At 56.5% G+C, this 20,155-nt stretch carries 17 protein-coding genes; 11 read left to right on the top strand and 6 right to left on the bottom strand.

Going from position 1 to position 20,155, the window contains the following annotated elements; all coding sequences use genetic code 11:
- Positions 1-53: 53 nt before the first annotated feature.
- The 5 genes from hslU to ADIMK_RS03960 all read right to left on the bottom strand — a co-directional run bounded on the left by hslU (position 54) and on the right by ADIMK_RS03960 (position 6,792).
- Complete coding sequence (gene hslU / locus ADIMK_RS03980) at positions 54-1,388, bottom strand: ATP-dependent protease ATPase subunit HslU (protein ID WP_036183872.1); 1,335 nt, start codon at positions 1,386-1,388, stop codon at positions 54-56.
- Between the two features lie 10 nt (positions 1,389-1,398).
- Positions 1,399-1,929, bottom strand: a complete 531-nt coding sequence (gene hslV / locus ADIMK_RS03975) for an ATP-dependent protease subunit HslV (protein WP_036183870.1) — start codon at positions 1,927-1,929, stop codon at positions 1,399-1,401.
- Between the two features lie 115 nt (positions 1,930-2,044).
- Positions 2,045-2,671: an SPOR domain-containing protein gene (locus ADIMK_RS21215; RefSeq protein ID WP_051692434.1), complete on the bottom strand. Its 627-nt coding sequence runs from the start codon at positions 2,669-2,671 to the stop codon at positions 2,045-2,047.
- A gap of 6 nt (positions 2,672-2,677) precedes the next feature.
- Positions 2,678-4,435 (bottom strand): arginine--tRNA ligase, encoded by a 1,758-nt coding sequence (argS, locus tag ADIMK_RS03965; protein ID WP_036183868.1) that lies wholly within the window; start codon positions 4,433-4,435, stop codon positions 2,678-2,680.
- 152 nt (positions 4,436-4,587) lie between these two features.
- Positions 4,588-6,792, bottom strand: a complete 2,205-nt coding sequence (locus ADIMK_RS03960) for a primosomal protein N' (RefSeq protein ID WP_036183866.1) — start codon at positions 6,790-6,792, stop codon at positions 4,588-4,590.
- 250 nt (positions 6,793-7,042) lie between these two features.
- On the opposite strand from ADIMK_RS03960, the gene rpmE reads away from it, so the two are divergent.
- The 3 genes from rpmE (at position 7,043) to ADIMK_RS03945 (ending at position 9,386) form a co-directional block, all read left to right on the top strand.
- On the top strand, positions 7,043-7,261 hold the full coding sequence (gene rpmE, locus ADIMK_RS03955; protein ID WP_036183865.1) for a 50S ribosomal protein L31: 219 nt from the start codon (positions 7,043-7,045) through the stop codon (positions 7,259-7,261).
- Between the two features lie 101 nt (positions 7,262-7,362).
- Positions 7,363-8,058, top strand: coding sequence for a thermonuclease family protein (locus tag ADIMK_RS03950; RefSeq protein ID WP_197027464.1), 696 nt, complete (start codon positions 7,363-7,365; stop codon positions 8,056-8,058).
- Positions 8,059-8,141: 83 nt separating this feature from the next.
- Positions 8,142-9,386: a malic enzyme-like NAD(P)-binding protein gene (locus ADIMK_RS03945; protein ID WP_036183860.1), complete on the top strand. Its 1,245-nt coding sequence runs from the start codon at positions 8,142-8,144 to the stop codon at positions 9,384-9,386.
- Positions 9,387-9,445: 59 nt separating this feature from the next.
- On the opposite strand, the gene ADIMK_RS03940 is transcribed toward ADIMK_RS03945, so the two are convergent.
- A complete protein-coding gene (locus ADIMK_RS03940; RefSeq protein ID WP_036183858.1) occupies positions 9,446-11,863 on the bottom strand; it encodes a penicillin-binding protein 1A in 2,418 nt (805 codons plus the stop codon).
- Positions 11,864-12,010: 147 nt separating this feature from the next.
- Here ADIMK_RS03940 and pilM point away from each other — a divergent pair, with 147 nt between their 5' ends.
- From pilM to ADIMK_RS03900, 8 genes are read left to right on the top strand one after another with little or no spacing between them, the layout of a single operon-like run.
- Positions 12,011-13,066, top strand: coding sequence for a type IV pilus assembly protein PilM (gene pilM / locus ADIMK_RS03935; protein WP_036183856.1), 1,056 nt, complete (start codon positions 12,011-12,013; stop codon positions 13,064-13,066).
- A gap of 11 nt (positions 13,067-13,077) precedes the next feature.
- Positions 13,078-13,629 (top strand): PilN domain-containing protein, encoded by a 552-nt coding sequence (locus ADIMK_RS03930; protein ID WP_036183854.1) that lies wholly within the window; start codon positions 13,078-13,080, stop codon positions 13,627-13,629.
- Positions 13,626-14,234, top strand: a complete 609-nt coding sequence (locus tag ADIMK_RS03925) for a type IV pilus inner membrane component PilO (RefSeq protein WP_036183852.1) — start codon at positions 13,626-13,628, stop codon at positions 14,232-14,234. The genes ADIMK_RS03930 and ADIMK_RS03925 overlap by 4 nt, the downstream gene beginning before the upstream one ends.
- On the top strand, positions 14,218-14,793 hold the full coding sequence (locus ADIMK_RS03920; RefSeq protein WP_081849647.1) for a pilus assembly protein PilP: 576 nt from the start codon (positions 14,218-14,220) through the stop codon (positions 14,791-14,793). Before ADIMK_RS03925 ends, ADIMK_RS03920 begins: the two co-directional genes overlap by 17 nt.
- Positions 14,794-14,799: 6 nt before the next feature.
- On the top strand, positions 14,800-16,887 hold the full coding sequence (locus ADIMK_RS03915) for a type IV pilus secretin PilQ (protein ID WP_051692432.1): 2,088 nt from the start codon (positions 14,800-14,802) through the stop codon (positions 16,885-16,887).
- Positions 16,888-16,931: 44 nt separating this feature from the next.
- Complete coding sequence (aroK, locus tag ADIMK_RS21645) at positions 16,932-17,435, top strand: shikimate kinase AroK (RefSeq protein WP_081849646.1); 504 nt, start codon at positions 16,932-16,934, stop codon at positions 17,433-17,435.
- A gap of 25 nt (positions 17,436-17,460) precedes the next feature.
- Positions 17,461-18,549 carry a 3-dehydroquinate synthase gene (gene aroB, locus ADIMK_RS03905; protein ID WP_036184196.1) on the top strand — a complete coding sequence of 363 codons (1,089 nt, stop codon included), beginning with the start codon at positions 17,461-17,463 and terminating at the stop codon, positions 18,547-18,549.
- Between the two features lie 16 nt (positions 18,550-18,565).
- A complete protein-coding gene (locus ADIMK_RS03900; RefSeq protein WP_036183848.1) occupies positions 18,566-20,107 on the top strand; it encodes an AAA family ATPase in 1,542 nt (513 codons plus the stop codon).
- Positions 20,108-20,155: the final 48 nt, after the last annotated feature.

The raw sequence follows: 20,155 nt of genomic DNA, 5'->3' as shown, positions 1-20,155 counted from the left end.
GCTCCTGGCAAGTATTGGGCGCGCTGCAGAGTGCGGCGCGCCGACGGCTTGGGTTAGAGGATGTAGTGGCTCAGGTCTTCGTCGCGGCTGACCTGTCCGAGCTGATCGTCGACATAGTTCTTGTCGATACTGATCTTCTCGCCGCTGCGGTCGGCTGCTGAATAAGAGAGTTCCTCGAGCAACCGCTCCATCATCGTGTGCAGGCGGCGAGCGCCAATATTTTCGGTGGTTTCGTTGACCTGATAGGCCAGCTCGGCCAGACGTGAGATACCGTCTTCGGTGAACTCGATGTTGACCCCTTCGGTGGCCAGCAGCGCACGATACTGCTCGGTTAGTGATGCCTTGGGTTCGGTCAGGATACGACGGAAATCATCCGGCGTCAGTGCCTGTAGCTCAACACGGATCGGCAGGCGGCCCTGAAGTTCGGGTATCAGATCGGACGGACGGGCCAAATGGAAAGCACCGGAGGCGATGAACAGAATGTGGTCGGTACGCACCATGCCATATTTGGTGCTGACGCTGCAGCCTTCGATCAGCGGCAGCAGGTCGCGCTGCACGCCTTCACGCGAGACATCGGCACCGCCGCTTTCGGCCCGCTTGCACACCTTGTCTATCTCATCGAGGAACACAATACCGTTCTGCTCGACTCTTTCGACGGCCTGCTGCTTGATCTCCTCTTCCTTGACCAGTCCTGCGGCCTCTTCGTCGGTCAGCAGCTTGAACGCCTCTTTTACCTTCAGGCGACGGCTCTGCTTGCGGCCCTGTCCCAGGTTGGAGAACAGGCTCTGCAGCTGGTTGGTCATCTCCTCCATGCCTGGAGGCGACATGATCTCAACGCCCACCTGCGGCTGGGCCACTTCAATCTCGATCTCCTTGTCGTCAAGCTGGCCTTCGCGCAGCTTCTTGCGGAAGATCTGCCGTGTGGCGGAATCGGTCTTGCTCGGCGCTTCACTGTCGAAACCGCTTGAACGGGCCTGCGGTAGCAGCGCGTCGAGGATACGCTCTTCGGCGAGCTCTTCAGCGCGGAAACGGTGTTGATCCATCGCTTGCTCACGCACCATCTTCAGCGACATTTCGACCAGATCGCGGATGATGGTTTCGACATCGCGGCCAACATAGCCCACTTCGGTGAACTTGGTCGCTTCGACCTTAATGAATGGTGCGTTGGCCAGTTTGGCCAGACGGCGGGCGATCTCCGTTTTGCCGACCCCGGTAGGGCCGATCATCAGAATGTTTTTCGGCGTGACTTCCGGACGCAGCTCCTCGTCGAGTTGCATGCGGCGCCAGCGGTTGCGCAAGGCGATCGCCACAGAGCGTTTGGCTTCATCCTGACCGACAATGTGGCGGTTCAGCTCGGACACGATTTCACGTGGGGTCATGTTGGACATTGAGGTCTCCTCAGCCTGCCGCTGCGAGCTGTTCGATGGTCAGGTTGTCATTGGTGAAGACGCAGATGCCGGCGGCGATATGCAGACTCTTCTCAACGATGTCGCGGGCGCTCAGATCGGTGTTGTCGACCAGTGCACGCGCGGCGGCGAGCGCATAGTTGCCGCCGGAGCCGATTGCGATGACGCCATCTTCCGGTTCGATAATATCGCCGCTGCCGGAGATCAGGAATGTCTTATCCTTGTTGGCGACCAGCATCAACGCCTCCAGTCGGCGCAGAACACGGTCGGAGCGCCACTCGCGGGCGAGCTGGATGACGGAGGTGATGATGTTGCCCTGATGCTTGTCGAGCTGCTGCTCGAACAGGTCACGCAGTGTAATGGCGTCAGCAGTGCTGCCTGCGAAACCGGTAATGACCTGATGCTTGGCCAACACATTTACCTTGCGCGCGCTGCCTTTCATTACGGTGTTGCCAAGTGAAACCTGGCCGTCGCCGCCGACGACGACCTGATCGCCGCGGCGAACAGAAACAATGGTTGTCATGACAGAGGATTCCCTGTTTGTCGGTGAATACAGGGGATATGGATGCGACGCGCCGGATTTCAAGGGTACGCAGTCGTATGCGTTGAAATCCGGCATTCATCAGGGCGTTGATTTGCTATTCGCCGCGAATCTCCAAAGGGTGGATATTCAGCGTGTACAGTTTGTTCGTTGCGGCGTTGACCTCGGCTCGGGTATCAAACGGGCCGGTTCGCACGCGATACCAGACACCGTTGCTGCCTTCGGTGCGGCTGGTGCTGACATTGGGGAGGCCAGCCAGAATCATCTTTGCACGCATCTGCTCGGCGTCCGCTGAGTTGCGGAATGACCCCGCCTGCAAGAGGATTTTGGTTTCCAGCTTGGCGGTTTTCGGCGTCGACTTGTAGGCCGATACCTCCGGCGTCTCGACCGTACTCTTGGGCAGCATGTTGTAAAACTCGAAACGCTCGCCGCTCTTCTCGGGTTCGCTTTGCGGCGTTGGCGTTGGCGCCGGCGTCGGTTTCGTCGGTGCGGGCTTTTCGACCTTGGCAACCGGTGCCGGTGCCGCCGGCTTGGCCGCAGGCGCGCCCCCTGGTTGCTGGAGCAACAGGTAGATCAGCACGCCCAGGCCGCCCAAGGCGATCAGCGATACCAGTGCCAACCCCCAAGGCTTGCGCGGTGGCGGGGCCGGTTGTCTGCGCGGCGCCGCCTTGCGGCTTGCCGAGGTACCGCCGCGGCGTTTTTGTGCGTAGTCCTGTCGAGCCATTGTCGGTTACATCTGCTCCGGTGCGCTGACGCCGAGCAGGGTCAGGCCGTTTGCCAATACCTGACGCACCGCAGCGCTCAGCGTCAGTCGGGCGTTGCGCAACTCTGCATCGTCAATCAACATCTTGTGCGCGTTGTAGTAGGTGTGGAAGTCACCGGCCAGATCGCGCAGGTAGTTAGCCAGCAGATGCGGCTCGTAGTTCAGCGCGGCGCTTTGCAGCAGTTCCGGGTACTTGCTCAGTGTCGTGACCAGATCTTTCTCCGCCTCGGTATCGAGGCGTGTCAGGCTCTGGAGGCCTGAGTTCTGGTCCCAGGCCATGCTCTGTTCTTCGAGCTTGCGCAGTACCGAGCAGACGCGGGCATGGGCATACTGGATGTAGTACACCGGGTTGTCCTTGGATTCGGACTTGGCCAGGTCCAGATCGAAATCCATGTGCTGGTCCGCCTTACGCGTAACATAGAAGAAGCGGCAGGCATCGGCACCGACCTCTTCGCGCAGCTCGCGCAGGGTGACGAATGATCCGGAGCGGGTCGACATCTGCACGCGCTCGCCACCACGGTAAAGAATGGCGAACTGTACCAGCTTGACGATCAGACGCTCGGGGTCGTATCCCAGTGCCTGGATGGCCGCTTTTACGCGGGTGATATAGCCGTGGTGGTCGGCGCCCCAGATATTCACCACCTGATCGAATCCGCGTTCGAACTTGTTCATGTGGTAGGCGATGTCAGACGCGAAGTAGGTGGTCTGGCCATTGGCACGTTTGACCACGCGATCCTTGTCGTCGCCGAAATCGGTAGAGCGGAACCAGAGGTTGCCATCCTTTTCGTACAGGTGGCCCTTCGCCTGCAACGACTCCAGCGCCTTGTCCACGTCACCGTTGCTGGTCAGTGAGCGCTCTGAGAACCAGACCTGATAGTCAGCGCCAAACTCGCCGAGATCTTCGCGGATATCGCTGAGGATGGAGTCGAGACCGGCATCGAAAACCAACGTGTAGTCGTCGCCGAGCATGGACTGGGCGCGCTCGATCAGTGCGTCGATGTGCAGTTCCTTGTCACCACCGGCTGGTTCGTCCGGGGTGATGTCGGCAAAGAGGTCGGCCACCGGGCGCAGGAACCGGTCGCCGTGACTTTTTTCAAGGTCATGGGCGATGTCACGGATGTAGTGGCCCTGATAGCCGTTGGCCGGGAAGGTCAGCTCACCATTAAGCAACTCGAGATAACGCAGCCATACGCTGACGGCGAGAATGTTCATCTGTCGGCCGGCGTCGTTGACGTAGTACTCGCGCTCGACCTGAACGCCTGCTGCCTCCAGTAGATCGGATACTGTGGCGCCGTAGGCGGCTCCACGGCCATGGCCTACGTGCAGCGGTCCGGTTGGGTTTGCAGAGACGAACTCGACCTGAACGCGCGGGCCGGAGCCGGCCTCGGTACGGCCGAACTGCTGGCCCTGAGCCAGAATCTCGCCAATCACGGCATAGGCTGAAGCCTGAGTGATGAAGAAGTTGATGAACCCAGGGCCTGCGATCTCGGTTTTCTCGATGCTGTCGGAAGCGGGCAGTGCGGCACAGAGTTTCTGGGCCAGCTCACGAGGGTTGCAGCGTGCCGGCTTTGCCAGTGTCAGCGCAATATTGGTGGCAAAGTCCCCGTGAGCTTTGTCGCGGGTGTTTTCAACCATGATGTTCGGCTGTATATCGGACGGCAGTGTGCCGTCGGCGATCAGTGTCTCGAGCGCAGTGTCGATCAGCTGTGCAATAAGTTCTTTCATCAACATACCCTGAGGGGTGAGCGTGGATTCGGGCCCTGCGAGCGCTGGCTCAAGCAAAAGGAGAATGCGGCCCCGGAAAACCGCGCATTATATCGCCCGTAAGGGGGGGAATGCCAATCTGATTCGGTGCCAGGGCCGCCGCAGCGGCTGTCTTAATAGTTGTCGATCGGGTCCACATCGAGTACCCAGCGTACGCGCCGTCCCTGAGGGTTGTTCTGGGCTTCGTGCACCAGCGCGTTCAACCAGGTGTGCAGTGCGCTGCGATTGTGCGAGGAGATCAGCAGTTGCGCTCTGAACAGCCCGCCGCGTTTCTCCATCGGTGACGGGAAGGGGCCGATTATCTGTACGCCTGTGGGCAGCTCTGTGTTGAGGCGGGTCTGCTCGCTGAGCTCACGAAGAAACTGCTCGGCCCAGCCCTGACGGGTAGCCTCGCCGCGCACCAGAGCGTGATGGGTGAACGGGGGGAGTTCGGCGGCTTCTCGAAGTTGCATCTCCTGGCGTGCGAAGTGCAGATAGTCGCTGCCGATCAGGGTTTGCAGCATCGGATGCTCGGCATGAAGGGTTTGCAGAATCACCTCCCCGGGGTGGTTGGCACGCCCGGCACGCCCTGCCACCTGCAGAATCAGCTGCGCGGTGCGCTCCATGCCCCGGAAATCGGCGCTGAACAGTCCGGCATCGGCATCCAGGATGGCCACCAGGGTGACGAGAGGAAAGTGGTGGCCTTTGGCCAGCATCTGGGTGCCGATCAGGATGCAGGGGTCGCCCCGGTGGACCTGTGCCATGATCTTCTCGAGTGAAGCCTTGCGCGTGGTGCTGTCGCGATCAACCCGCAATACGGGCGTGTCGGGAAAGTGGTGCTTGAGCGCATCTTCCGCACGCTCGGTGCCGATGCCCAGAGGACGTAGTTCATGGCTGCCGCATTGGGTACAGGCGCGGGGAATGGGCGTTTGTCGGTCGCAGTGGTGGCAGTGCAGATGCGGCGGGTTTCGGTGGAGCGTCATGTGTGCATCGCAGCGGGTGCAGTCGACGATGGTTGCACACTGATTGCAGATCAGTGAGGGGGAAAATCCGCGCCGGTTCAGAAACAGCATGACCTGAGTGCCGGCAGCCAGGTGTTGGTGCATCCGTCGAATCAGTTCATCCGATAATCCTGCATCCAGCGGTTGCTGGCGAATGTCGAGCAGTTCAAATCGCGGTGCGGTGGCGTTCCCCGCGCGACGGTGCAGGTTTAACTGCTCGTAGCGTCCTGCACGGGCGTTCTGGAGGGATTCCAGTGCGGGTGTGGCGCTGCCGAGTATGATCGGGATCCCCTCGCGACTAGCGCGCACCACAGCCAGGTCTCTGGCGTGGTATCGAAATCCGTCCTGCTGTTTGAAAGAGCTGTCATGCTCCTCGTCGACAATGATCAGGCCGGGGTTTCGCAGGGGGGTGAATATTGCCGAACGCGTGCCGATGACGATGCCTGCGCTGCCGTTGCGGGCGTGCAACCAGGTATCCAGCCTCTCGCGGTCGCTCAGGTTTGAGTGCAGAGCGTGAACGGGGACGTTGAAACGGTTGCGAAAACGGGTCAGGGTTTGCGGAGTCAGGCCTATTTCGGGGACCAGAACCAGCGCTTGTCTGCCTTCGCTGAGCGTGCGCTCTATCGCCTGGAGGTAGATCTCAGTTTTGCCCGATCCGGTTACGCCATATAAAAGGAAGGCCTTGAAACCGTCCGACGCTCTGATTCTCTGCATTGCGCCAGCCTGCTCGTCATGAAGTGTCAGCGGTGGCTCTCTCAGGATCTGATCGCGCGATGCGGCGTGTCGACCGTCAGGCAGGTGTTCGAAAGATTCGGCCAGGCCTTTTTCCGTAAGCGTTTTCAATAGCGGAGTATGGCCACCCTCGGCGCGGATAGCGTCGGGGCTGATGCCCTTGGGGTGGTCGAGTAGAATCTGCAGCAGCTCGCGCTGTCGGTGGGCGCTGCTGCTCAGGCGGTCCGGGTTGGCATCGGCTGTGGCGCGCCATAGGGTGGCATGTGCAAACGCGGCGGGCCGTCCCTGGCGCAACAATACAGGAAGGAGCTGCGCCAGAGCATCGCCAACCGGATGCTGGTAATAACGTGCCGCCCAAAGACCGAGTTCAAACAGGTTCGGGTCGAGAACCGGTTCATCGTCCAGTATTTCGTGCACCGGTTTCAGCTTGGCCAGTGGCAGGTCGCTCTGCTCGGGCGTGTCGACGATCAAACCGATCATTTCGCGTGAGCCGAAAGGAACACGCACCCGACAGCCCCTTTTTGGCGGAGTCTTCAGGCTGCTCAGTGGCAGGTGGTAGTCGAACAGCCGGTGTAGAGGGGTGGGCAGTGCGATGCGCAGTATCAAGTGGACGGTTCCATTCAGAGCGGTGAATCACAGAAGCCTAGTCTATGTATGTTTTACGAGCGATTAAACTCCCCTAATCAGTTGCGGGTACTTATAGGTGTGCGTATAATGCGCGGCCTTATCCTATGTGATGCAGAATAAGCTACAGGACAGCCATGTCGCTACGACGCTGTTTCTGTCGATTGTGCGGTGCTCGGCGCAATAGGGCGTGACGGGTGGCGGCACTTAAAACAACGATTCGAGGTTTGACATGAAAGCTGGTATCCATCCGGAATACAATGAGATCAAGGTTACCTGTTCCTGCGGTAACGTGATGAACACTCGCTCTACCCTGGGTGACGCAGAAATGCTGGTTGACGTTTGCAGCCAGTGCCACCCGTTCTACACCGGCAAGCAGAAAGAAGCTACTTCCGGTGGCCGCGTAGATCGCTTCAACAAGCGTTTCGGCGCACGCTCACTGAAGAAGTAATTCAGCCGGTTATGCCGCTGATGCTGAGAAAGGCACTCCTGGGGAGTGCCTTTTTTATTGCCTGTTCGATGCTATCTCATGTTGCTGTGGCCAGCTGCTCGATGCCTGCGAGCGCTTGGCGTGATGAGGTTGTGAAGGTGATCGATGGCGATACCCTGCGTCTGGCGGGCGGGGACACTGTTCGATTGATCGGCGTGAATACGCCGGAGCTCGGTCGAGAGGGGCGCAGGGGTCAGGAGGGAGCCTGGGAGGCGACCCAATACCTCAGGCAGTGGGTTTTGGGGCAGCAGGTGGAGGTGGTGCCGGGTGTTGAGCGGCGTGATCGTTATGGTCGTCTGTTGGCCCACGTCGGACTGCAAGGTGTTTCCCTGTCTGAGCGGTTAATTGAGCACGGGTTGGGTGTCGCGGTTGCGATCGCGCCGAATGTGCGGTTAAGCGACTGTCTTTTCGAAGCTGAAAGGCGTGCGCGTGAAGCCGGTGTGGGTCTGTGGCGCAGCGATCCCGTTCGTCCGGCAGGCGAGGTGCGAAGCGGTGGCTTTGCGCTTCTCAGAGGGCGGGTGACACAGATAGATCTGACGTCGAAAGCCGTGTATGTGGAGCTCGATGATTATCTTGTGTTGCGCGTAGAGCGAAAGCGTCTCGATGCCAAAGAGCAGGTTTGGTTGCATTCACTGAAAGGTGTAATGGTTGAGGTCCGTGGCTGGGTGATCGATCGGGGCGAGCAGATTGGGGCAGGTCGCAAGCGTTGGTTGATCGGGATCAGTGATCTTCGTCATGTGAAAACAACGAATGGTTGATTGTCTGAAGTGCTGTTGTTCGCTATAGCACGTTTCTATATGATGCAAGCTCTCCATATGCAACCTTAGTGGAAACAGCAACCATGTCTCAAGATTTCAAACAAGCGGCTCTCGATTACCACGAGTTTCCTCGCCCCGGTAAGATCAGTGTGGAGCTGACTACCCCTGCTGAGACTGCCCGTGACCTTTCTCTGGCATACTCTCCGGGCGTCGCAGAACCCGTGCGTGAAATTGCCAAAGATCCGGATGCGGCTTATCGCTACACCGCCAAGGGTAACTTGGTTGCCGTCATCTCCAATGGTAGCGCTATTCTGGGTCTGGGTGACCTCGGACCGCTGGCATCCAAGCCAGTGATGGAGGGTAAGGCCCTGCTGTTCAAACGCTTCGCCGGTGTTGATTCTATCGATATCGAAGTTGATGCTGAGAGCCCGCAGGCATTTATCGATACGGTTGCCCGTATTGCTGATACATTCGGTGGCATCAACCTTGAGGATATCAAGGCGCCCGAGTGTTTCGAAATCGAGCGTGCGCTGATCGAGCGCTGCAAGATCCCGGTATTCCACGATGATCAGCACGGTACTGCAATCGTCACAGCTGCGGGCATGATCAACGCTCTGGAACTGGCTGGTAAGAAGCTGGAAGAGGCAAAGATCGTATGTCTCGGTGCAGGCGCCGCAGCCAGTGCGTGCATGAAGCTGCTGATCAATATGGGCGCTAAGGTCGAAAATATCTACATGATCGACCGTAAGGGTGTGATTCACTCCGGTCGTGATGATCTGACCCCGGAAAAGGCTGCGTTCGCTACCGAGACCGATCTGCGTACGCTGGACGAGGCAATCGAAGGCGCCGACGTATTCGTGGGTCTGTCCGGCCCCAACCTGCTGTCACCGGAAAACCTGCTGAAAATGGCTGACAGTCCGATCGTATTCGCCTGCTCCAACCCGGATCCAGAGATCGCCTACGATCTGGCCAAGGCGACCCGTTCCGATCTGATCATGGCCACCGGTCGCTCCGATTATCCGAACCAGGTTAACAATGTCCTCGGCTTCCCGTTCATCTTCCGTGGTGCGCTGGATGTGCGTGCATCGGCGATCAATGAAGAGATGAAGGCGGCGGCGGTGCGTGCATTGGCGGATCTGGCCAAGCAGCCGGTGACTCAAGAGGTGCTCACAGCGTACGGTCTCGACTCTCTTGAGTTCAGTCGTGAGTACATTCTGCCGAAGGCAACCGATTCTCGTCTGCTCGGTGCAATCTCGCACGCAGTAGCACAGGCGGCGATTGATACTGGCGTGGCGCGTTTGCCGATGCCGGCCAACTATCCGCTCTGAGTTAGTCGAATATAAAAAAACCAGCCTTCGGGCTGGTTTTTTTATCTCTTCACTCAGCGCTAGCCGCTGAAGCCAAAGATCTGCTCGGCCGTTGGAGGGGCCAGTTTTTCCTCGGGGCTTTGCGCATGTTCTTTCGGCAACTGGTCCGCGCGGAAGTATTCGACAATCGCATCGCTCTGGCCAGGGTAGGCGAGTTTGCCGGTAGCCGGGTCGATTCTTGCGCTGATTACGCCCTCTGGTGCTGAGGGGGCGCTCTCTGGTGTTCCTTCCAGTGCATCACGCATAAAGTCTATCCAGATTGGCAGTGCTGCGCTGCTTCCGTACTCGCGTCGACCCAATGGCGCCGGTTGGTCGAAACCGACCCAGGCGGTCGCCACCAGTTTTTGGTTGAAGCCGCTGAACCAGGCATCCTTCTGATCATTTGTGGTGCCGGTCTTACCGGCAAGGTCGCCCCTGTTCAGAACCAGTGCGCGTCGTCCAGTGCCGCGTTTGATGACATCCTGCATCACGTTATAGATCAAAAATGCGGACTCCGGCGTGATGATCCGAGGGGCGGCGCCTTCAGTATCGCTATACTGGATGCCCGGTTGAGGTGCGGCGTCATCTGGGTTGTCGCGAGTTGCGTAACTGCACTCCGGACAGGCTTTGAGAGGCTTGGCTTCAAAGATTACCTCACCCTCAGCGCTCTCTATCTTCTTGATCAGATAGGGGTCTACTTTGAATCCGCCGTTGGCGAAACTCGCGTAGCCGGTGACGACCTGAAGGGGGGTTGCATCGGCGCTACCCAATGCCAGAGAGAGGTTTTGTGGCAGGCGCTCCGGCGTGAAGCCGAAGCGTAGTATGAAATCCCGTGCCTTTTCGATGCTCAGTGCCCGCATCAGGCGGATAGAGACAAGGTTACGGGAGCGGTAAAGCGCTTCTCGCAGACGAGTGGGGCCGCCGAAGGTGCCATTATCATTTTCCGGGCGCCAGTTGCTTTCGAGGCTGACGTCATGGAATACCACGGGAGCGTCGTTAATGATCGAGGCTGGCGTGAATCCGTTCTCGAGTGCTGCAGTGTAAAGGAAGGGCTTTATGTTTGAGCCCGGCTGGCGATAGGCCTGGGTAGCGCGGTTGAACTTGTTAAGTGCAAAGCTGAAGCCTCCATTGAGGGCCAGAATGCCGCCGTCTTGGGGTTCGAGGGCAATAAATGCGCCCTGAGCTTTGGGTATCTGGGTCAGCTGCCAGCCGTCCTGTGAGTGGATGACCCTCACCAGATCGCCTTGCGCCAGGATATCGCTGGCTTGTTTCGGGGCGGGGCCAGCGTAGTTGACGCTTTTATAGGGGCTTGCCCAGCGCATTCCGTCCCATGAGATGGCTATTTCACCGGAGTTTTCGGTTAGAAGTGTGGCGCTGTTTTTGTCGACGCCGGTGACCAGTGCAGGGGTGAGTCCGCCGAACGTGGTGGTGTCCTTTAGCAGCTTGAGGCGTTCGGTGTTGGAGAGGTTGCTGATGTCATACTGGTGCTCGGCGCCGTGATAGCCGTGCCTTTCGCTGTAGGCAAGCAGGCCGTTGCGCAGTGCGGTGGTAGCACTTTGCTGAAGCCGGCTCTCGATGGTCGTGGTGACGCTCAGCCCTTCGGTGTATAAATCCTCCCCATACTGCTGGTAGAGTTCCGATCTGACCATCTCGGCAATGTAAGGAGCCTCTAGTTCGATGTCGCTGCCGTGGTAGCTGGCGGTGACTGGCTGGGCAAGCGCGTCTGTATAGCGCTGCTGATCAATGTAGCCCAGGCTTAGCATCCGGCCCAGAATCCAGTCACGCCGCTCAAGGGCGCGTTTTGGGTTGGACAGTGGATTGTACGCGGAGGGCGCTTTGGGCAGTCCGGCGATCATTGCCAGTTGCGCAAGGCTCAAGTCTTTGATCGGCTGGCCGTAATATACAGTAGCGGCTGCTTGAATGCCGTAGGCGCGGTGTCCAAGGTATATTTTGTTGATATAGAGTTCGAGGATCTCCTCTTTGCTCAGCTCCTGCTCGATTCTGAGAGCGAGAAGGATCTCCATGAACTTGCGGCTGAAGGTGCGTTCACGGGTGAGGAAGAAGTTCTTCGCCACCTGCATGGTAATCGTCGAGCCGCCGCTTTGGATCTGTCCGGTACTGGCGAGCTGTAAGGCTGCGCGAAACAGTCCTTTGACGTCGATGCCAAAGTGCTCGAAGAATCGGGAGTCCTCTGCCGCTTGCAGTGCGTGAATGAAATCTTCCGGAATTTCGACGTAACTTATAGGTGTGCGGCGCTTTTCGCCGAACTCTGCGATGAGCTTGTGATCGGCAGAGTAGACGCGAAGAGGTGTCTGAAACTTTACTTCGCGTAATGTTTCGACATCCGGTAGCTGGGGGGCGAAATAGTAGTAAATTCCGGCCGCGGCGATAAGGGTGGCAAGAAGGCCGGCAAACGCCAATGCACTCAGCCATTTGAATATTTTGTAAAAAGTTCGCATGCTAGCCCTGACAGCGTAGATTATTTTTGAGCCTGAGCATTATATCGGCACCTAAAGCTTGGCCTCTAGTGAACAACAGTTTAAATTCTGGTTTATTGAGACTAAAGTGACGCTTGGAGTGTTGCTTAGAGATATAAGGAAAATGTCGTGGTCAGCTTGTTCGGTAATAAAAATGCGGGCTGGGTGGGCGTTGACATAGGTTCTTCATCCGTCAAGCTTGTCTCCCTCTCTCAGCACGGGCGCGACTATCAGGTCGATTCGTATGCTGTCGTGCCACTGCCGCCAAGCGCCGTGGTCGATGGTACTGTCGAGAATCAGGGAGAGGTGTCCGAGGCTATAGAGCGCGGACTTAAAATCTGTGGCAATAAACTCAAACATGCAGTTGTTGCTGTACCGTCCTCGGCGGTGATCACAAAACGTCTCGAAATTAGCAATGCCTTTTCCGAGCAAGAACTCGAGGAACAGGTCAAAATCGAGGCGGATCAATTCATCCCCTATTCTCTCGATGAGGTCGCGCTCGATTTCGAGGTCATTGGCCCGGTCGATCATCACCCCACATTGAACGAGATCCTTCTGGTTGCATGTCGCCGGGACGATGTATCGACTCGTGAAGAGGCGGTTAATGGCGCTGAACTTCAATGCGAAATTGTCGATGTCGATACGTTCGCGGTGGAACGCCTGCTGCCTCTGCTCGAGGGGTATAATCCCGATACACTGGTTGGTCTTGTCGATATCGGCGCCTCTACCCTGACTCTCAATGTCTTCAAGGCGGGCAAGATCATCTATAACCGCGAGCAGGCGTTCGGCGGCAACGAACTGACCAATGCTATTCATCAGCAATATGGTCTGGAAGTGGCCGAGATCGAACAAAAGCTGCGTAGCGGCAGTCTGGACGAAGAGATTGTTGAGATGTTGGTCATGCCGTTTCGACAATCGGTTATCCAGCAAGTTTCCAGGGCGTTACAGTTTTTCTACTCATCAGGTGTTCAGAATCAGCTCTCCGAAATCTATCTTGCCGGCGGTACGGCTGCGATAACCGGGTTAGCAGAACTGATGCAGGAAGAGATAGGTGTGGCGTCGAAGGTCGTCAATCCGTTTTCAAACATTCGCGTTGGCTCTCGCCTGAATCAGGATCGCCTGATGAATGATGCGCCGATGCTGGCCAAGGCATGCGGCCTTGCGCTGAGAAGCTTTGATAGGTAGGGAAGAGACTTATGGCGCGTATTAACCTCCGGCCCTGGCGAGAGGAACGGGATGCCAAACTGCAGAAGCGGTTCGTCGGAAATCTGTTGGCAGCCGCCGTTCTAGGGGCGCTAACGGTATTCGGCATCAGTTATTACTACGACATGCAGATGGACAGGCAGCAGGCTCGAAACAATTATGTGAAGGCCGAAATCTCAAAGCTCGACAAAAAGATTGCCGAAATCAAGGAGCTGAAACGCCAGCGTGAGAGGCTTTTGGAGCGTCTCAATGCGATTCAGGAGTTGCAAGGTAACCGTCCGGTTATCGTGCGTAACTTCGACGAGCTGGTCAGGGTGCTTCCAGACGGTCTTTATTACACTTCGCTGGCGCGGAAGGGAGATCGCGTAACCATTGATGGTCTGGCTGATCTTAATAATGACGTCTCTAGCCTGATGCGTAACCTGAACGACTCGATCTGGTTCGGTGAGCCAACATTGTCCAGGGTGCGTGCAGCGAATCAGATGCGCAGCTTTAACCTTTCCGTCCCGTTGAAGAAGCCCAAGGCTGAGGAGGCTGGCAAGTGAGCACGGCTGTAGAAAGTCTGAAAAATGCCTTCAAGGGGTTTGATCCCAATGATATGGATATCAATTCGGCGGGTAAGTGGCCGGTCGGTATTAAGGCAATCGTATACATTCTCCTTTTTGCGGTGCTCGTCGGTGCCGGTATCTATTTCCTGATTCTGGATAAGCATGCGGCGGTGGAGCGTGAAATCAGCAAGGAGCAGGAACTCAAGCAGCAGTTCGAATCGAAGGCGTTTCAGGTGGCCAACCTTGCAGCGCTACGCAAGCAGATGGCTGATGTAGAAGGTCGCTTCTCCGAGTTGTTAAGACAGTTGCCGACCGATAAGGAGGTTCCTGGGCTGCTTGAGGATATCACTGCCATTGGCAAGAACGCGGGGCTGGATATCGACAGTATCGCGTTGCAGGCCGAGCGGAAGGCGAAATTTTATGTGGAGCTGCCAATCAGTATTCAGGTTAAGGGGACGTACCACCAAATGGGCGAGTTCGTCAGTGGAGTGGCTGCGATCAAGCGTATCGTGACCCTGCATGATTACACGATCAAACCTGCTGGTGGCCAGTTGTCGATGAATATCAGTGCAAAGACCTATCGTTATGATGATACGAAATGAATCCGTGAGAGCACATGGCGTGCGGCATCGTACCTGGGTCGCGCTGTCACTGTCGGCCTTGCTGACCACCGGTTGCCTGTGGGTTGAAGATACCACCGACCTTCGGCAATTTATCTCAGCGACGCTGGCCAAGCCTGGCGGCAAAATTGAACCGTTGCCGGAGTTCAAACCCTACGAGAGCTTCGTGTACGAGGGCTCCAGTTTGCGTGACCCGTTCAAACGGCTGGTGCCGGAGTCGGAAGCTGACAAAATTGCGGGCCCTGACTCGGGGATCAAGCCGGATGATGATCGTCCCAAGGATTACCTTGAGGAGTTTGCTATTGATCAGCTCAACATGGTCGGTACGATCACGCCGCTGGGGTCTCAGTCCCTCTATGCCTTGGTTCGGGATAACAAGGGTGAGATTCACAGGGTGACTGTCGGTGATCATATGGGGTTGGATTACGGAGAGGTGGTCGAAGTGAGCGATCACGCGATAAAGCTGGTCGAGATTATCTCGAATGGCCGAGGTGGGTGGATGACACGCCCGCGAAACCTGGCTATGCCGGAGCAGGAATAACGAGGGATGCTGACTGTGAATAGACTTAATACATCATCAAAAGGTCGGTTGCTGTCCTGCGCCGTGTCCTGGATCAAGGGGGCGGTACTGGCTGCTTTAACAGTATCGTTTACTGCTCCGGTGTGGGCTCAGGACGCGCAACTCAAAGATTCCTCTTTTGTTGCTCTGCCAGGCAATAAACTCGAAGTGCGATTCGATTTCGATCAACCGCCACCAGCACCCAAGGCGTACATGATCGACAGCCCGCCTCGCTTGGTGCTGGATTTCTGGGGTGTCAGTAATGAACTGGGCACACGCCAAATGGATGTTCAGTCAGGTCAGGTTGATTCACTGAGCTTCGCTCAGGCCGAAGGCCGCCTGCGAGTCGTAACCAACCTGAATGAGCCAGCTCAATATCGTACCTTCTCCGAGGGTAGTAGCCTCTTTATCGAGTTTTCAGATGCTGGCAGCAATGCTGCAGCAGCGGCGCCGATTGTCGAGCCGAAGAAGGTTGCAGGTCCACGTATGCCGGTGGTCGAGGATGATCGCACTCGCGTTCAGGGTATCGATTTCGAACGTATCGACGGTGGGCAGGGACGTGTCGTCATCACCATGAGCGATGATGAAGCGGGTCTGGATATTCTGGAAGAGGGCAACAATGTCGTACTTAACCTGATCGGTGCTGGGTTGTCGGACAATCTGGAGCAGCGGGTCGATGTACAGGATTTTGCCACGCCGGTCATGTTTATCGATTCGATGGTTAGTGGAGAGAACACGACCATCCTGATCAAGCCGACGTCTGAACCCTATGACTATATGGCCTATCAGACTGGTAACCAGTTGTTTGTTGACTTCAAGCCGCTGACGGCTCAGGAAAAGGCCGACGCCCGTGACCTCTTTCCCTTCACTGGAGAAAAGATCGATCTGAATTTCCAGGATGTATCCGTACGCTCGATTCTGCAGATTATTGCTGAAGTGGCGGAGATGAATCTGGTGATCAGCGATCAGGTTGATAGCACTGCGGGTAATATCACGTTGCGGCTGAAAAATGTCCCCTGGGATCAGGCACTGGATATCATACTCAAGAGCAAAGGGCTGGATAAGCGTGAGGTTGGCAATGTCCTGATGATCGGTACCTCTGCTGAAATAGCGCAGCGAGAGAAAGAAGAGCTTGAGAGTCAGCAGCAGGTCAAGGAGCTTGCACCGCTCGTGACCGATTATGTTCAGGTCGATTTTCGCCGGGCATCTGAGCTCAAGAGTTATATCGAGTCGGCGAAGCTGATCTCTGAGCGTGGCTTCGTACTGGCGGATGACCAGACCAATGTTCTGATGATCCGTGAAACCGCAGCGCAGATCGAAGAGATCCGCCGCACGCTAAGAAAGTTTGACGTGGAGGTGGCGCAAATTCTGATCGAGGCACGTGTTGTAACGGCTTCTTCCAGCTTTGAGAAAAACCTCGGTATTCGTTGGGCGGGCAGCGCGACTGGATCCATCAATGGTAATGATGCTTACATCACCAACGCCGTAAACAATAACGATATGCTGGTCGATCTGGGTGTATCAGCGACCTCCGGTTTTGAGATCGGCTTCGTCAGCAGTAACTTTGCGCTGGCGGCAGAGCTCACTGCATTGCAGAGCGATGGTGTTGTCGAGATCGTCTCTCAGCCTAAGGTGATTACCACTAACGGCACCGAAGCGACCATCGAATCCGGTCAGGAAGTGCCGTATCAAGTAGTCGAGGAGGACAAGACGACTATCGAGTTCAAGGATGCATTGCTGAGCCTGAAAGTGACGCCGCAGGTTAATCCGGGGGATCGAATCTCGTTGGATCTGACTGTGAATGAAGACTCTCTGGGCCAGATTCTTGAAAACGGCGAGCGCGCCATCAATAAAAATCAGGTTGAAACCTCCGTTGTTGTCAATGATGGTGATACAGTTGTCCTCGGTGGCGTGTTTAGAAAGGAAACCCGCAACACAGTGAACAAGGTGCCCTTGTTGGGCGATATCCCGGTCGTGGGTAACCTGTTCAAAAGCCGCCAGCAGTCGGATTCCAAAGAGGAACTGCTGATCTTCATCACCCCGAAATTGGTTCGCGAGTCACTGACGGTCAGGTAGTAGTAAAGGTAAAACTGTCGTTGAACGTTTTTCTTATTGGCCCTATGGGCTCTGGAAAGAGCACCATAGGGCGTTTGCTTTCAAACGAGCTAGGTCAGGAATTCATCGACTCGGATAAGGCTATAGAGGATAGGGCGGGAGCCGATATCCCGTGGATTTTCGACGTTGAAGGCGAAGCGGGATTTCGCAATCGCGAACAAGCTGTGATCGATCAGATTACCCAATTGAGCCCCATAGTACTCGCGACTGGCGGGGGGGCTGTGTTGCGGCCAGAGAATCGTCACCATCTGCAGTCTCGAGGCTTCGTTGTATACCTGCAAACCTCGGTCGATCAGCAGCTTGAGCGTACAGCTCGGGATCGCAATCGGCCTCTGTTGCAGAACGACGATCCACGAGGAGTGCTGGACAAGCTGATGGCTGAGCGTGATCCGCTCTATCGTGAATGCTGTGATCTGATCGTTAAAACCGATCGCCGTCATCCACGAAGCGTGGTCTCCGAAATCCTACGTCATCTGAACAAGCAACGCGCTCTGACACAGCCTGTATAACCCCTCATCCAGAGATATGTCTGATATGTTGACCCTCACTGTTGACCTTGGTGATCGCACCTACCCAATCTATATAGGCGGTAATGTGCTTGATGAGGCGTTGCTGGCCCAGCATGTCAGGGGGCGGCAGGTGATGATTGTCAGCAACGAAACCGTTGCCCCGCTCTACCTCAGTCGATTACAGGCTCAGTTAAGTGCGTTTCAGGTCGATACTCTTATCTTGCCGGATGGTGAGTGCTACAAGGATCTTGACCATCTCAACCTGATCTTCGATGCCCTGCTGGATAAGCGTCATAATCGTACGACGACGCTTATTGCGCTGGGCGGTGGTGTTGTGGGCGATATGACCGGTTTTGCGGCGGCCTGCTATCAGCGAGGCGTGGATTTTATTCAGGTTCCGACTACGCTTTTGTCTCAGGTCGACTCCTCCGTGGGTGGTAAAACGGGTGTTAATCATGCCAAGGGCAAGAACATGATCGGTGCATTTCATCAGCCGATTGCTGTTCTGGCCGATACCGCGGTCTTGGCGACGCTACCCGACCGTGAGTTGTCAGCGGGCTTGGCAGAGGTCATCAAATACGGTTTGATCTACGACGCGGAGTTCTTCGACTGGCTCGAGCTGAACATGGACAAGTTGCGTGCTCAGGATGCCGAAGCGTTGACCCATGCCATCTTTAGAGCCTGTCAGATTAAGGCGGAAGTAGTGGCACAGGATGAGCGAGAGTCCGGTATTCGTGCCCTGCTGAATCTGGGGCACACATTTGGTCATGCTATTGAGACATCTCAGGGCTATGGCAACTGGTTGCACGGCGAAGCGGTGGGTACCGGCATGCTGATGGCAGCGGACCTGTCGGCGCGGTGTGGTTGGCTATCTGCTGAAGAAGTCAGCCGCATACGGGCCTTGATCATCGCCGCAGGGCTTCCGGTTGTCGCACCGCAGGACATGACAGTCGAAGAGTTTCGCCAACTGATGTCGGTTGATAAAAAGGTGCTTGATGGTCGTATCCGTCTGGTGCTGGTACGTTCGATAGGTGACGCATTGGTTACTCAAGACTTTGATTCAGCACTACTGGACGAAACCCTCCGTGCAGGTGCTCAGCTCGCCCAGTTCTAAAGGTGAATAGAAAATCATGGACCCGTCGGCGCGCTACTTCGAACCCGTATCACGTCTTCAACTGGCGTCGAAGATGCGGCATCTCCTGCGATTTTCGGATCTACTACTACTTATAGTCGGTGAGGACGGTTGTGGTCGCTCGACTCTGCTGCAGCAGTTGGCAGTGGATGAGCGGTCATCGGATGTTCGTCAGGCGCTGATCCAGTGCGATGAAACAGTGGATGTGACGCGTCTGCTTTCGACGTTGGTGGCGGCGCTGGGCGTCGATTGTCCTGGAGATGCTGATAACCGGACACGTCTTAAAGCCCTGCATACCTATAGCCGCACGCTTCACGAGGCCGGGGTGCCCCTGATTCTTCTGATCGACGATGCCGATTTTCTGACCAATAACGCCCTCGAGTTGCTCATCAATTTTGCCCTGTTGGAAGAGGGCGCTCCCCGTGTCGTACTGACGGGCACGTCGGAGTTTGAGCAACGTTTTGTCGCAAATGGTTTTGACCAAACGCTCGATGGCCGTCTGCATGTGCAATCGCTCGCAGCATTCGAGCCGGAAGAGGCGCGGGAGTTCATAGAAGAGCTATTGCCTCCCGGCGTTGCGCTGTCGCCGCGCAGATTAAGGCAGCTTATTGAGGATTCTCGGGGGTTACCCGGGCGCCTGAGTGCCGGTTTGCGTAAACAGATGCATGATGGTGGATTAACACGCAGTCGCGCGCGCTCGCTCCCTATGCCGGGGCCGTATGCTGCGGTAATCGGTGGGGTTCTGCTGGCTGTGTTGGGGGTGTCAGTCTGGTTGTATCTTCCATCTGAGCCGACGGAGCAGCCCGAAGAGACTACGAGAGTTGTTATGCCGCTGGATATACCAGTTGCTGCTGAGGGAGAGGTAACGTCGGTCGTTGATGTGCGGTCCGAGTTGCAGCAGAAGCTTGCCGAGCAGGAGAGAAAGCTGGAGTCGCAGGAAGAGAGTGCTGTGCTTGATACCGCGGAGCCTGTGGGTAGCGTTGATGAGGAGGCTCCTTCGGTAGCGGTTGAGCCTGAACAGGTCGTACGGTCCGTCTCTTCCGCGCCTACGGTAGATGATGAGGCAAGTGAAACCCAGGAGGCGGCGCTGGTTGAGCAGAAGCCGGTAGCGGATACTGCCTCTATCCCGGTAACATCCAAAACATCCACAGAAGTTAAAGTCGCAGCGCCCCGGACTGATCCACCTCGCCCCACCGCGGAGGTGGCCAAAAAAGTTGAAGCGCCGACCAGCCAATCGGTTTCGTCGTTTCTGCGAGCAGATGAATTGTTGCAATGGCCAGACAAGGGGTACACATTGCAGTTGCTCGGTGCCCGGGAGGCCTCCAGTGTTGAGGCCTTCATAAAGGCCCAGAAAAACCCTGAGCGGTTCTATTATTTCCGCACGCTTTACAAGGGGGCGCCTTGGCACGTTGTGGTGTACGGTCAGTTTTCCGATCGGGCATCAGCGACGGCTGCTGTCCAGACGTTACCTGCGGAACTGCGTAAACTGAGGCCGTGGGCGAGGTCTATTGCGGGTGTCAAGTCTGATATCCGCAAGTAATACTTTCTCTTGGGGTAAATTACGGTTGAGGGTTGTGAAATAAAAATA

Origin of the sequence: Marinobacterium lacunae (genome assembly GCF_000705555.1) — a bacterium.
Taxonomy (GTDB): Bacteria; Pseudomonadota; Gammaproteobacteria; order Pseudomonadales; family Balneatricaceae; genus Marinobacterium_D; species Marinobacterium_D lacunae.
This window is presented reverse-complemented; position numbering and strand designations above follow the sequence as displayed.

Coding starts and splice junctions, on each gene's coding strand:
- hslU (WP_036183872.1), bottom strand. CDS start 1,388: ATGTCCAACATGACCCCACGTGAAATCGTGTCCGAGCTGAACCGCCAC.
- hslV (WP_036183870.1), bottom strand. CDS start 1,929: ATGACAACCATTGTTTCTGTTCGCCGCGGCGATCAGGTCGTCGTCGGC.
- ADIMK_RS21215 (WP_051692434.1), bottom strand. CDS start 2,671: ATGGCTCGACAGGACTACGCACAAAAACGCCGCGGCGGTACCTCGGCA.
- argS (WP_036183868.1), bottom strand. CDS start 4,435: ATGAAAGAACTTATTGCACAGCTGATCGACACTGCGCTCGAGACACTG.
- rpmE (WP_036183865.1), top strand. CDS start 7,043: ATGAAAGCTGGTATCCATCCGGAATACAATGAGATCAAGGTTACCTGT.
- ADIMK_RS03950 (WP_197027464.1), top strand. CDS start 7,363: ATGCCTGCGAGCGCTTGGCGTGATGAGGTTGTGAAGGTGATCGATGGC.
- ADIMK_RS03945 (WP_036183860.1), top strand. CDS start 8,142: ATGTCTCAAGATTTCAAACAAGCGGCTCTCGATTACCACGAGTTTCCT.
- ADIMK_RS03940 (WP_036183858.1), bottom strand. CDS start 11,863: ATGCGAACTTTTTACAAAATATTCAAATGGCTGAGTGCATTGGCGTTT.
- ADIMK_RS03930 (WP_036183854.1), top strand. CDS start 13,078: ATGGCGCGTATTAACCTCCGGCCCTGGCGAGAGGAACGGGATGCCAAA.
- ADIMK_RS03920 (WP_081849647.1), top strand. CDS start 14,218: ATGATGATACGAAATGAATCCGTGAGAGCACATGGCGTGCGGCATCGT.
- ADIMK_RS03915 (WP_051692432.1), top strand. CDS start 14,800: ATGCTGACTGTGAATAGACTTAATACATCATCAAAAGGTCGGTTGCTG.
- aroK (WP_081849646.1), top strand. CDS start 16,932: ATGGGCTCTGGAAAGAGCACCATAGGGCGTTTGCTTTCAAACGAGCTA.
- aroB (WP_036184196.1), top strand. CDS start 17,461: ATGTTGACCCTCACTGTTGACCTTGGTGATCGCACCTACCCAATCTAT.
- ADIMK_RS03900 (WP_036183848.1), top strand. CDS start 18,566: ATGGACCCGTCGGCGCGCTACTTCGAACCCGTATCACGTCTTCAACTG.